Origin of the sequence: Burkholderia sp. 572, assembly GCF_040545135.1 — a bacterium.
GTDB lineage: Bacteria > Pseudomonadota > Gammaproteobacteria > Burkholderiales > Burkholderiaceae > Burkholderia > Burkholderia cepacia.
The window spans coordinates 56,914-69,778 of sequence record NZ_JBEPLH010000023.1; the positions used below are offsets into that span (position 1 = coordinate 56,914).

Consider the following 12,865-nt stretch of genomic DNA (forward strand, 5'->3'; position numbering starts at 1 on the left):
ATGAGAGATTTCGCCAACAAGGTCGCCGCGATCACCGGTGCCGGCTCGGGCATGGGCCGCTCGCTCGCGATCCAGCTCGCACAGGCAGGCTGCCACGTGTCGCTCGCCGACAAGAACGGCGTCGGCCTCGCCGAAACCGAACGGATCGTCCGTACGATCGCGCCGAACGTGCGTGTCTCGACGCGCGTGCTCGACGTCGGCGAGCGCGATGCAATGTTCGCGTGGGCCGACGACACCGCGAAAGAACACGGCAAGGTCAACCTGATCTTCAACAACGCGGGCGTCGCGCTGTCGAGCACGATCGAAGGGATGGACTACAACGATCTCGAGTGGATCGTGAACATCAATTTCTGGGGCGTCGTGCACGGCACGAAGGCATTCCTGCCGTACCTGAAGGCATCGGGCGACGGCCACGTGATCAACACGTCGAGCCTGTTCGGGATCTTCGCGCAACCGGGCATGAGCGGCTACAACGCGACCAAGTTCGCGGTGCGCGGCTTCACCGAATCGCTGCGCCAGGAACTCGACATGATGAAGTGCGGCGTATCGGCGACCTGCGTGCATCCGGGCGGCATCCGCACGAACATCGCGCAGGCGAGCCGCGTGTCGAAGAACATGGTCGGCTTCATGGTCGCGAGCGAGCAGCAAGGCCGCGACACGTTCGAGAAGTTCTTCATCACGACCGCCGACGATGCCGCGCGCACGATCCTCGCGGGCGTGCGCAAGAACAAGCGCCGCGTGCTGATCGGCCGCGACGCGAAGGCCGGCGACTGGATGGCGCGCGTGCTGCCGTCCGCGTACCAGGCGCTCGTCGTGTTCGCGACGCGCCGCGAGGCCGCCCGCGCGCGCCGTGACGCCGCCCGCGGCACGCCGGCGCCCGCGCCGCTGCACGCCACCTACAACAATGCAGGCAATCAGGGAGGAGAACAATCATGACGACCCCGAACATGATGCCGGTGCGGCGCGACATCCGTTTCGCGCTGCCGCCGGAACGCGCGAAGGACTGGCACGTGCAGGGCGTGCCGGTCACGCACTTCATGAACGCGCTGTCGCTGCTGTTCCCGGCCGGCGAACGCTTCTTCATGGATTCGGTGCGCAACTATCGCGACCGGATCGAGGATCCCGAACTGAAGAAGCAGGTACTCGGCTTCATCGGCCAGGAGGCGATGCACACGCGCGAGCACATCGAATACAACGACCTGCTGCAGTCGTCCGGCCTGCCCGCGCACAAGCTCGACAAGCGCCTGTGGACGATCCTCGGCTGGTTCAAGAAGGTGCTGCCGCATTCGATGCAGCTCGCGATCACGATCGCGCTCGAGCACTACACGGCGATCCTCGCGAACCAGTTGCTGTCGGGCCACGAGCACCGGATCGACGGCTCGGTCGAAGGCTACCAGCAGATGTGGATGTGGCATGCGATGGAGGAAACCGAGCACAAGGCCGTGTCGTACGACGTATGGACCACCGTGATGAAGCCGGGCCTCGGCAGCTACCTGCTGCGCACGGGCACGATGCTGACCACGACCGTGTTCTTCTGGACGATCGTGTTCGACTTCCACGTGCGCCTGATGCGTGCGCACCGTCGCGAACACGGCAAGTTCGGCGGCATGTGGCGGCTCGTGAAGTACCTGTACAGCCCGAAACACGGCGTGTTCCCGAGCATCGCGCGCGAATGGCTCGACTACTTCCGCCCCGGCTTCCACCCGTGGGACCACGACAACCACCAGTACCTGCAGGGGCTCGACACGCTGCTCGAGAACATCGACGCGACCAACGCGCGCTACGCCGCGCAAGCCGCCCCGCGCCGCGTGCCGCTGCACCCGGTTGCGCAGGCATGACGCCATGGCGCGCGCCCACGAGATGCTGACCGTCCAGTCCGGCGACGTGAAACTCGCCGTCTACGTGAGCGGGTCGCGTCGCGCCCCGCCGCTGATTCTCGTGCACGGCTACCCCGATTCGGCGGCCGTGTGGGCGCCGATCCGCGCGCGGCTCGCGAAGCGCTACCGCGTGATCGCGTACGACGTGCGCGGCGCCGGCGCGTCCGATGCACCGCGCCGCCGCGCCGACTACACGCTCGAACGGCTCGCCGGCGACCTGAAGGCGGTGGCCGACGCGACCTGCGGCGGCCGGCCGTTCCATCTCGTCGGTCACGACTGGGGCTCGATCCAGTGCTGGGAGGCCGTGACCGACCCCGCGTTCCGCGGCCGGATCGCGTCGTACACGTCGATCTCGGGCCCATGCCTCGATCACGTGTTCCGCGCGAAGATGCGGCTCAAGCAGAGCCTGAAGTCGTGGTACATCGCGTTCTTCCACTTGCCGGTCGTGCCGTCGCTGGTGTGGCGGCTCGGCGGCGCGGCGCTGTGGCCGCGCTGGCTGCAGATCACCGAACGCGTGCGTGCCGAGCGCGATCCCGTGCAACTGAAGAATGCGCTGAACGGCATGCAGCTTTACCGCGCGAACTTCCTTGCGCGGGCGCGCAAACCCCGCGAACGATATGCGCAGGCGCCGGTGCAGATCCTCGTGCCGGTGCGCGACCGCTACGTGACGCCCGAAATGTCGGTCGACCTCGACCGCTGGCTCGGCGACCACGTGCGCGAGGAAATCGACGGCAGCCACTGGGTCGTGCTGCGCCACCCCGACATCATCGCGTCTCGGATCGACCGCTTCGCGTCCGCGCAGGAGCGGCCGGCCGTCGCGAACGCCGCGGTTCAGCGGCCCGTCAGCGCCGGCAGGCGTCTGAACAGCGTCTCGTAGTCGATCACGAGCCCGTCTTCATCGATGTCCATCTCGGCGGTGAAATTCCGGAAGATGCCTTCGTAGCGGTAGCGCCGGCCCGGCTCGATGCACGCGTAAGCCTGCTTGACCGGCGTGACCTTCAGGTCCGGCGTCGAGACGTACGCGACGTCGATCGGCCGCCGCTCGCCGCGCGCGAGCCCAAGGCGGCCGATCGGCAGCGCGTTCGTGAACGGCGTCGCCGCGATGTCGATGTCGACGCAGCCGTCGAGTTCGGGCAGCGCACGGCCCGCGCCGTCGCGCCAGTGGCCTTCGCCGTCGCCGCGCAGTTCGAGCGTGCCGCCGCCCATCACCTTCAACACCGCATACGTCACGCGCCAGTGCGCGTCGCACTCGACGCGATACGCGAGCCCGTACGCACGGCCGTACCGCTGGCCGACCACCGCGCTTTCGACGACGATCCCGCCGCCGCTCCGGTCGAACGCCAGATGTTCGACCCCGTCGCCTTCGAGCGACGCCCATCGCACTTCACGCATCGTTCCCCCTCCCGGTTTCCCCGCTGCGGGACACTGTCGCACGAATCCACCGACGAAAACGCCGGCGGATGCCTGAATTCCCTCACCGCGAAACGTTCGCCCCGAAAAACGCCAATGCAACGCCCGCCAGGACATGGCCGGCCGCCCGCATTCCCCATTTCGGGGCAGCGCCGACAAATCCTGACTATCCAGAATTCCCTATTCCGGTGCATCGGATTGTGTCCTATGCTCGCGGCTCGTCCTGTTCCGCCGCCATCATGCCTACCGCCCGCTCCGCCTCGCCGTCGATCGACCTGCGCATTCTGCTGCGCGGCATCGGTCAGATCGTACTGCAGGCGAACGCGCTCACCGGCGCGCTGCTGCTGGCCGCGCTGGCGCTGACCGACCTGCGGCTGGCGTGCGCGGCGCTGCTCGGCTCGGCCGCCGCCAGCATGACCGCCGTGCTGACGGGCGCCGAGCGTCACGACGTCGAACAGGGGCTGCACGGCTTCAACGGCGCGCTCGCCGCGCTGATCGCGGCGCTGTTCGCGCCCGCTTCCCTTGCAGCCGTCGCGCTGGCGCCGCTGGCCGCAATCGGCGCGGCGCTCGTGCAGCGCGCGATGCGCACGCCGCTCGCCCGCTGGCGCCAGTGCCCGTATTCGAGCCCGTGCCTCGCCGTCACCGCGCTGTGGCTGCCGCTTGTCGCACCGCAACACGCGACCGATGCGACGGCCGGCGTGGCACTGACGCCATCGTCCGTCACCGACGCATTGCTGTCGGGTGTTGCTCAGACCACCTTCGCGCAAGGCGCATGGGCCGGCGCGCTGATCGTCGCCGGCCTCGCCGTCGCGTCGCGCCGCGCGGCCGCGTTCGCGCTCGGCGGCGCGATCGTGTCGACCGTGCTGCTGCTCATGCTCGGCGCGAACGGCGCGCTGTTCGCCGACGGCCTGCTCGGCTTCAACGGCGCGCTCGCCGCACTGGCGCTGATGTCGCGCGGCCCGCGCGCGGCACTTGCAGCCGCCGCACTCGGCGCGCTGATCCAGTGGCTCGCGATGCGCGTCGGCATCCCCGTGTTCACGGCGCCGTTCGCCCTTGCATCGTGGGTGACCGTAGCCGTCGCGCGCCGCCTCACCTTCGGAGAACCCGATGTCGTCATTCGCACACCGTCCTGATGCCGTGAAACCGGGCGGCCCGATCTCGGACGCCGAACGCCGGCTGCGCGTCGACCTCGCCGCCGCCTACCGGCTCGTCGCGCTGAACGGCTGGGACGACCTGATCTACACGCATCTTTCCGCGACCGTGCCCGGCGAGCCCGGCCACTTCCTGATCAATCCGTTCGGCCTGACGTTCGACGAGGTCCGCGCATCGAACCTCGTGAAGATCGACCTGGCCGGCAACCGGATCGGCGCCGGCGAGCACGCGGTCAACGTGACGGGCTTCGCGCTGCACGCGGCCGTGCATGCCGCCCGCGCCGACGCCGTCTGCGTGATGCATCTGCACAATACGGCCGGCATCGCCGTATCGATCCAGCGCGACGGGCTGCTGCCCGCGTCGCAGCACGCGCTGCGCTTTCACGGCGACCTCGCGTACCACGACTACGAGGCGCTCGCGTTCTCGCCGGCCGAAGGCGCGCGGCTGACCGCGAGCCTCGGCGCGAAATCCGCGATGCTGCTGCGCAACCACGGCACGCTGACGGTTGGCCGCACCGTCGCCGAAGCCTATGTGCTGATGGACACGCTGATCAAGGCCTGCGATATCCAGGTGCGCGCGCAGGCCGGCGGCGGGCCGCTCGTGCTGCCCGCCCCGGCGGTGGCCGACCGCACCGCCGAACAACTGCGCGACGGCGGCGCGATCGAAGGCGAACTGGAATGGCCGGCGTTGCTGCGCCGGCTTGACCGAATCGATCCGTCGTATCGCGACTGACGCCGCATCCCTGGCCGCGATCGCGGCCGAACCCGACACACTCAACCGGAGCACTTGTCATGCCGACTTTCAATATCCAGCTCTTCGAAGGCCGCACCGTCGAACAGAAGCGCGAATTCGTCGAAGCAATCACGCGCGTCACCTGCGAGACGCTCGGCTGCGAGCCGGGCTCGGTCGACATCATCCTCACCGACGTGAAGAAGGAGAACTGGGCGACGGCCGGGAAGCTGTGGAGCGACGAGCGCTGAACGTCACACCCGGCGATGCTTGAACGCCCGCCTGCATCACACTGATTCATCACCTGCGGCGCCCGTCCGGCGGCGCTGCAGGCGGCTTCCTTCTCCGCCTCCCGATGTGCGCGCGCACATCGCATTGTCACGCGATCGGTGCATATAATGCGGCTCAGACGCAGCAGCCGATGGCCACCCGACGAGGAGACCGCCATGGAAGCGAAGCACGAGGAAGTCGTCGCACATCTGCTCTCGGACGTCGTCGAATTCGCGCGCGGGCGCCTGCCCGAAGCCACGTTCCGGATCGTCGAACCCTTCCTGCGTCATTACTACGATTTCGCCGATGCCGACGATCTGCAGAGCCGCGGCATCGCCGATCTCTACGGCGCCGCGATGGCGCACTGGCAGACCGCCCAGAAATTCGTGCCCGGCAGCGAACGGCTGCGCGTGTACAACCCGATCCTCGAACAGCACGGCTGGCATTCCGACCACACGGTCATCGAGATCGTCAACGACGACATGCCGTTCCTCGTCGATTCGGTGACGATGGCCGTCAACCGCCTCGGGCTCGCGCTGCATTCGGCACTGCACCCGGTGTTCCGCATCTGGCGCGGCGCCGACGGCGGCATCGAGCGCGTCGATGCGGGCGGCGCGACGCCCGGCGACGGCCAGTCGCAGCTCGCGTCGTTCATCCATTTCGAAGTCGATCGCTGCGGCGATGCCGCGCTGCTCAACACCTTGCGCAACGACATCGCGCACGTGCTCGGCGACGTGCGCGCATCGGTGGAAGACTGGCCGAAGATCGTCGACATCGCCCGCGCGACGGTCAAGGAGATGAAGGCGCGCGAATCGACCGCGGAAGACATCGAGGCGCGCGCGTTCCTCGAATGGATGGCCGCCGATCACTTCACGTTCCTCGGCCAGCGCGACTACGCGCTCGTGTCCGACGGCACGGGCTTCGGGCTGCGCGGCATCGAGGGCACCGGCTTCGGCATCCTGCGCGAATCGCTGCGCACGTCCGGCGCCCCCGACGTCACGCCGCTGCCGCAGGCCGCCGCCGACATCATCACCGGCGCCTGGCCGATCTTCCTGACCAAGGCGAATTCGCGCGCGACCGTGCACCGGCCCGGCTATCTCGACTACGTGGGCGTGAAGCTCGTCGGCGCCGACGGCAAGGTCACCGGCGAGCGCCGCTTCATCGGGCTCTACACGTCGACCTCCTATTTCGGTTCGTATACCGAGATCCCGATCGTGCGCCGCAAGTGCGCGAACATCGTGCGGCGCGCGGGCTTCCTGCCGAAGGGGCATCTCGGCAAGTCGCTCGTGACGGTGCTCGAAACCTATCCGCGCGACGAACTGTTCCAGGCCGACGAAGACCAGCTCTACGACATCGCGCTCGGCATCCTGCGGCTGCAGGAACACCAGCGCACGCGCCTGTTCGTGCGGCGCGACCGCTTCGACCGCTTCGTGTCGTGCCTCGTGTTCGTGCCGCGCGACAAGTACAACACCGACCTGCGCCGGCGCATCGCGAAGCTGCTCGTCGATGCGTACAACGGCGTGACCGTCGAATTCACGCCGCTGCTGTCGGAATCGGCGATCGCGCGCATTCATTTCGTCGTGCATGCGGAACCGGGCACGATGCCCGACGTCGACACGCGCGAGCTCGAAACGCGGCTCGTGCAGGTCACGCGCCGCTGGCAGGACGATCTCGCCGACGCGCTGCTCGACGCCTTCGGCGAAGAGCAAGGCAACCGGCTGCTGCAGCGCTATGCCGATTCGTTCCCGGCCGGCTACCGCGACGACTATCCGGCGCGCACGGCCGTGCGCGACATCGAGCTGATCGAGCGGGTGAAGGATTCGGGGCAGCTCGCGATGAACCTGTACCGGCCGATCGAGGCGGAAGCGCGTGCGTTCCGCTTCAAGGTCTATCGCGCGGGCGACCCGATCGCGCTGTCGCGCAGCCTGCCGATGCTCGAGCATCTCGGCGTGCGCGTGGACGAGGAGCGGCCGTACCGGATCCAGACGCAGGACGCCGCGCATGCGTGGGTGCACGACTTCGGCCTCGAGCTCGCGGACGACACCGAATTCGACATCGAGCGCGTGAAAGGCCTGTTCGAGGATGCGTTCGACCAGATCTGGAGCGGCCGGATCGAGAACGACGACTTCAACCGCCTCGTGCTGCGCGCCCATCTGAGTGCGCGCGAAGTGACGATCCTGCGCGCGTATGCGAAGTATCTGCGGCAAGTCGGCTCGACCTTCAGCGACGCGTATATCGAGCGCGCGCTGACCGGCAACCCGGCGATCGCACGGCAGCTCGTCGAGCTGTTCCTGCTGCGCTTCGACCCGGCCACCGGCGACACGCGCGACGTGCAGGCCGAGCGGCTGCTGAAGGCGATCGAAAGTGCGCTCGACCAGGTGCCGAACCTCGACGAAGACCGCATCCTGCGGCAGTTCCTCGGCGTGATCAACGCGACCGAGCGCACGAACTACTTCCTCGTCGACGCAAACGGCGAATCGAAACCGTACCTGTCGTTCAAGTTCAATCCGGCGAAGGTGCCCGGGCTGCCCGAGCCGAAGCCGATGTTCGAGATCTGGGTGTATTCGCCGCGCGTCGAGGGCGTGCACCTGCGCGGCGGGCGCGTCGCGCGCGGCGGCCTGCGCTGGTCGGATCGCCGCGAGGATTTCCGCACCGAAGTGCTCGGGCTGATGAAGGCGCAGATGGTGAAGAACGTCGTGATCGTGCCGGTCGGCTCGAAAGGCGGCTTCGTCGTGAAGAACCCGCCGCCGCCGAGCGATCGCGAAGCGTGGATGCGCGAAGGCATCGCGTGTTACCAGACCTTCCTGCGCGGCCTGCTCGACCTGACCGACAACCTGGCCGGCAACGCGATCGTGCCGCCGCCCGACGTGGTGCGGCACGACCCCGACGATCCGTACCTGGTGGTCGCCGCCGACAAGGGCACGGCCACCTTCTCCGACTACGCGAACGCGATCTCGCACGAATACGGCTTCTGGCTCGACGACGCGTTCGCGTCCGGCGGCTCGGTCGGCTACGACCACAAGAAGATGGCGATCACCGCGCGCGGCGCGTGGGAATCGGTCAAGCGCCACTTCCGCGAGATGGGCATCGATACGCAGACGACCGACTTCACAGTAGTCGGCGTCGGCGACATGTCGGGCGACGTGTTCGGCAACGGGATGCTGCTGTCGCCGCATATCCGGCTCGTCGCCGCGTTCGATCACCGGCACGTGTTCCTCGACCCGAACCCCGATCCCGCGACGAGCTTCGCGGAGCGCGCACGCATGTTCGCGCTCGAACGCTCGAGCTGGGCCGACTACGATCCGGCCGCGATCTCGGCGGGCGGCGGCGTCTATCCGCGCACCGCGAAGACGATCCCGCTGTCGCCCGCCGTGCAGGCCGCGCTCGGCATCGACGCGCACGCGCTGCCGCCGGCCGAGCTGATCCGCGCGATCCTGCAGGCGCCGGTCGACCTGCTGTACAACGGTGGCATCGGCACCTACGTGAAGGCGGCGCGCGAAACCCACCTGCAAGTGGGCGACCGCGCGAACGACGCGGTGCGCGTGAACGGCGCGGACCTGCGCTGCAAGGTCGTCGGCGAAGGCGGCAACCTCGGCTGCACGCAATTTGGCCGGATCGAGTTCGCGCAGCGCGGCGGCCGCATCAACACCGACGCGATCGACAACTCGGCCGGCGTCGATTGTTCGGATCACGAAGTCAACATCAAGATCCTGCTCGGGCTCGTCGTGTCCGACGGCGAGATGACCGAGAAGCAGCGCAACGCCCTGCTCGCGGAGATGACCGACGAAGTCGGGCTGCTCGTGCTGCGCGACAACTACTACCAGACGCAGGCGCTGTCGATCGCCGGTCGTTATGCGGTCGAGCTGCTCGATGCCGAGGCGCGCCTGATGCGCTGGCTCGAACGCGCGGGCCGCCTGAACCGCGTGATCGAATTCCTGCCGACCGACGACGAAGTCGCCGAACGGCAAGCCGCGAAGCTCGGCCTCACGTCGCCGGAACGCGCGGTGCTGCTCGCGTACAGCAAGATGTGGCTGTACGACGCGCTGCTCGAATCCGACGTGCCCGAGGATCCGCTGGTTGCCGCGATGCTCGTCGACTACTTCCCCAAGCCGCTGCAGCAGCGCTTCAGCGAACCGATGCGCCGCCATCCGCTGCGCCGCGAGATCCTCGCGACGCATCTGACCAACGCGCTCGTGAACCGCGTCGGCTGCGCATTCGTGCACCGGCTGATGGAGGAAACCGACGCGAAGCCCGGCGACATCGTGCGGGCCTGCATCATGGCGCGCGACGTGTTCGACCTCGATGCCGTGTGGCGCGACATCGATGCGCTCGACAACCGCGTCGCCGACGACGTGCAGGCGCGCATGTTCGTCGACGTCGCGCGGCTGCTGGAACGCGCGGCGCTGTGGTTCCTGCGGCATCTGCAATCCGGCGCGGTGGCCGACGGCGGCGTCGCCGAGCTGATCGCGCGCTGCCGCGACGCGGCCGAGCGGCTTGCGCCGCAACTGCCGTCGCTGTTGCCGGCCGACGATCTCGAAGCGCTGTCCGAGCGGCAGCGCGTGCTGGTGGAAGCCGGCGTCGACAGCGCGCTCGCGGTGCGCGTCGCGAGCGGCGACATCTCGGCCGCGCTGCTCGACATCGCCGAAGTGGCCGCGACCAGCAACCGCAGCCTCGAACTCGTCGCGGGCGTGTATTTCTCGCTCGGCACGCTGCTCAATTACAGCTGGATCGGCGAGCGCGCGGCGACGCTGCCGACCCCGACGCACTGGGACATGCTGGCGCGCGCGGCCGCGCTCGCGGAAGTCGCGCGCCTCAAGCGCACGCTCGCGTCGAGCGCGCTTGCGGAATCGCCGGATTCGACCACGCCGGAGACGATCGTCGGCGCGTGGCGCGCGCGCCGCGAAGCCGCGCTCGCACGCTACGAGCACCTGCTCGCCGACTTGCGCGCGTCCGGCGGCGCGAGCCTCGCGGTGCTGCTCGTGGTCGTGCGGGAAATGGCCGTGCTCGAACGCGCGTGACCAGGCTGGCCGGTTCCGCGTGACCGGAACCGGCGCGCTGCCGACATGCCTGCGTACGCGCGAGGCTAGACCGTCGCGACCAGCAGTTCCTCCGCGTTGTTCGGCGGCCTGAGTCCGTCCGCACGATCCGCGAAATAGCGACGCGTCAGTTCGGCAGCCGAAACGTGCTCGGTCTTCGTGAAGCCGGCCTCCCGCGCGAGCGCCTGCATCTGTGCCGGCATGAAGAAGCTGATGAACGGCGTGCCGCTTGCGCGCGCGCCCTTCGCGGCCATTTCCAGCCCCGGGCGCACGTCCGGATCCGCATGTTCCAGCGGCAGCAGGAACGTCATCGCGAGCGTCGAGCCCGGCGCGAGCGAGGCGACTTCGCGCAACGCGGCCGCGTTCGCCCCGCACGTCAGGTACATGCTGACGCCGGTGGACACGACGACCGCCGGCTTGCCGGCATCGAAGCCCGCACCGACGAGCGCCGCGCGCCACGATTGTTTCGCCTCGAAATCGACAGGCACGAAACGCAGCCAGTCGGGCACGCCGAAGCCCAGCTCGACGAGGCGCCGTTGCTTCCAGCGCTGCGGCGCCGGCTGGTCGACTTCGAAGACGGTCACACGCGACGCCATGTCGGGCCGACGCTGCACGAAGCTGTCGAGCCCTGCGCCGAGGATCACGTACTGGCTCACGCCGCGCGCGGCCTGCTCCACCACGAGATCCTCGATGAAGCGCGCCCGCGCGACGATCGACGCGCGAAACGGCCGCGTGAACTGCGGATCCATGTCACCGCGCTGCTGCCAGCCGGGTTCCGGTGCGAGCAATTGCCGCCCGACTTCGTCGGCGAGCACATGCGGCGGCGCATCGAGTTCGACGTGCAGCGCACGCCACAGCGCGACGCGCGCGGCGGTGCTGTCGGGGGCGCTTTCGCGGGGTTCGGTCATGTCGGCCTCACGCACCCTGCTGCCCTGGTGCCTGCAGGCGCCACACGCGACCGTCCGGATCGCGTACGGTCATGTCGCGCGTGCTCCAGTGCGTATCCTCGAACGGCGTGACGACGTCGACGATCGGCTGCGGCTGCACCGCCTGTTCATTCGGCACCTTGAGCACGACCTGCATGTCCGGCGTTTCGCCCGGCGGCACTTCGGCGATGAACAGGAAGGGGCCGTCGCCATGGCGCAGCTGGCCCGAGTTGTGATCGGTTTCGAACTCCAGCGTGAAGCCCAGCGCCTGGAAAAACTTCGCCGACTTGCCCCAGTTGTGCGTCGTCAGGTATACGGCTTCGATTCGCTCGGATGACATGTCACTCCTCCTCGATGGACGGTCCCGCGCCCGGCTGCGGCGCGGCCAGGTACGCGCGCAATGCATCGGCCACCAGCGCGGACAGCGATTGCTCCGTTTCGATGGCGCGATGCTTGACCTGCCGGATCAGGCTCAGCGGCAGGTACACGTTGAATTGCTTCACTTCTTCGTCGGTCATGGGAGCTAGTATGCTAGCAATCTAGTAAAAATCAAGTACGGATGCAGCCCATTTGCGCGAGCCGCGATCGGGTATCGTGAGCCCGCGCTAGGCCGCAGCGCGCGCCGCCAGCCGCGCGAACAGCGCGTCGAGATCGAATCCCGTCGTATCGATGCCGATCGTGTCGCGCAGGCACGCGCCCCATGCGGCCGCATCGTCGAACGTGACGGAGTGCCCGGCGCCCGCCGCATCGCGGATCGTCAGCGTGGTGTTGCGCAGCGCAGCGCGGCCGTCCGGCAGCACGCGGCATGCGATCAGGTTGTGCAGGAAGATCGATTCGGGATACGTCGACGTAAACCAGTTCGCAGCGTCGTAATCGATCCATTCGACCCGCTTCGGCTGGAAGCGGTAGGTGGTCTGCCAGCCGTCAGGCGTCTCGATCTGCATCTCGAATTCACCGTCGACCGGCGCGGCGACGACGCGGAACGCGCCGTGCGGCGTCAATTGCCGCTCGCCCGGCACGAAACGTAGCGGCGCGGTCAGCGTGGCGCTGCCGAAGCCGATGTCGGCGAGCCAGGCCGCGCCGTCGAGATCGATGCGCAGCAGCATGTGCGTATGCGCGGTGGCGACTTCCGGCGGCTGCATCCAGCGCACACGCGCGATCATCGGCGTCACGCGAAAGCCGATCGTCGTGAGCGCGGCGTAGAACAGCTTGTTGAGTTCGAAGCAGTAGCCGCCGCGGCGGCGTTCGATCACCTTGTCGACGATCGCGGGCAGGTCGAGCGCGACGCGCGCGCCGGTCAGCGGATTGAGGTTTTCGAACGGAATCGCTTGCGGGTGCAGCAGGTGCAGCCGGCGCAGCACGTCGAGCGTCGGCTCGACCGGGCCGTCGTAGCCGATGCGGGAGAAATAGCGCGAGAGGTCGAACGAGTCAGTCATGAACCTGCACCGAAAAAGGGACACGCCAC

12 protein-coding genes are annotated in these 12,865 nt (G+C 68.3%); 7 read left to right on the forward strand and 5 right to left on the reverse strand.

The window, feature by feature from the left end:
* Genes ABIC51_RS32665 through ABIC51_RS32675 form a run of 3 tightly spaced genes read left to right on the forward strand, consistent with a single transcriptional unit; the run spans position 1 to position 2,754 of the window.
* The gene (locus ABIC51_RS32665) at positions 1-936 is read left to right on the forward strand and encodes an SDR family NAD(P)-dependent oxidoreductase (protein WP_021156860.1); all 936 of its coding nucleotides are present in this window, start codon (positions 1-3) and stop codon (positions 934-936) included.
* Positions 933-1,838: a metal-dependent hydrolase gene (locus ABIC51_RS32670; RefSeq protein WP_027789351.1), complete on the forward strand. Its 906-nt coding sequence runs from the start codon at positions 933-935 to the stop codon at positions 1,836-1,838. Before ABIC51_RS32665 ends, ABIC51_RS32670 begins: the two co-directional genes overlap by 4 nt.
* A gap of 4 nt (positions 1,839-1,842) precedes the next feature.
* Entirely contained in the window at positions 1,843-2,754 is a 912-nt protein-coding gene (locus tag ABIC51_RS32675; protein WP_027789352.1) for an alpha/beta fold hydrolase, read from the forward strand.
* Here ABIC51_RS32675 and ABIC51_RS32680 read toward each other — a convergent pair.
* On the reverse strand, positions 2,709-3,269 hold the full coding sequence (locus ABIC51_RS32680) for a putative glycolipid-binding domain-containing protein (protein ID WP_175853097.1): 561 nt from the start codon (positions 3,267-3,269) through the stop codon (positions 2,709-2,711). The genes ABIC51_RS32675 and ABIC51_RS32680 overlap by 46 nt on opposite strands.
* Positions 3,270-3,526: 257 nt before the next feature.
* On the opposite strand from ABIC51_RS32680, the gene ABIC51_RS32685 reads away from it, so the two are divergent.
* The 4 genes from ABIC51_RS32685 (at position 3,527) to ABIC51_RS32700 (ending at position 10,456) form a co-directional block, all read left to right on the forward strand.
* On the forward strand, positions 3,527-4,420 hold the full coding sequence (locus tag ABIC51_RS32685; protein WP_175897579.1) for an urea transporter: 894 nt from the start codon (positions 3,527-3,529) through the stop codon (positions 4,418-4,420).
* Entirely contained in the window at positions 4,395-5,171 is a 777-nt protein-coding gene (locus tag ABIC51_RS32690) for a class II aldolase/adducin family protein (protein ID WP_175853101.1), read from the forward strand. Before ABIC51_RS32685 ends, ABIC51_RS32690 begins: the two co-directional genes overlap by 26 nt.
* A 59-nt stretch (positions 5,172-5,230) precedes the next feature.
* Entirely contained in the window at positions 5,231-5,419 is a 189-nt protein-coding gene (locus ABIC51_RS32695) for a 4-oxalocrotonate tautomerase (protein WP_027789356.1), read from the forward strand.
* A 195-nt stretch (positions 5,420-5,614) separates the two neighbouring features.
* The gene (locus ABIC51_RS32700) at positions 5,615-10,456 is read left to right on the forward strand and encodes an NAD-glutamate dehydrogenase (RefSeq protein WP_334053889.1); all 4,842 of its coding nucleotides are present in this window, start codon (positions 5,615-5,617) and stop codon (positions 10,454-10,456) included.
* 65 nt (positions 10,457-10,521) lie between these two features.
* Here ABIC51_RS32700 and ABIC51_RS32705 read toward each other — a convergent pair whose 3' ends face one another.
* The 4 genes from ABIC51_RS32705 to ABIC51_RS32720 form a co-directional block, all read right to left on the reverse strand.
* Entirely contained in the window at positions 10,522-11,382 is an 861-nt protein-coding gene (locus ABIC51_RS32705; protein ID WP_146253872.1) for a class I SAM-dependent methyltransferase, read from the reverse strand.
* A gap of 7 nt (positions 11,383-11,389) precedes the next feature.
* Complete coding sequence (locus ABIC51_RS32710; protein ID WP_146253871.1) at positions 11,390-11,740, reverse strand: VOC family protein; 351 nt, start codon at positions 11,738-11,740, stop codon at positions 11,390-11,392.
* 1 nt (position 11,741) lies between these two features.
* Positions 11,742-11,918 carry a ribbon-helix-helix protein, CopG family gene (locus ABIC51_RS32715; protein WP_021161490.1) on the reverse strand — a complete coding sequence of 59 codons (177 nt, stop codon included), beginning with the start codon at positions 11,916-11,918 and terminating at the stop codon, positions 11,742-11,744.
* A gap of 87 nt (positions 11,919-12,005) precedes the next feature.
* Positions 12,006-12,836 (reverse strand): arylamine N-acetyltransferase family protein, encoded by an 831-nt coding sequence (locus ABIC51_RS32720; protein ID WP_146253870.1) that lies wholly within the window; start codon positions 12,834-12,836, stop codon positions 12,006-12,008.
* Positions 12,837-12,865: the final 29 nt, after the last annotated feature.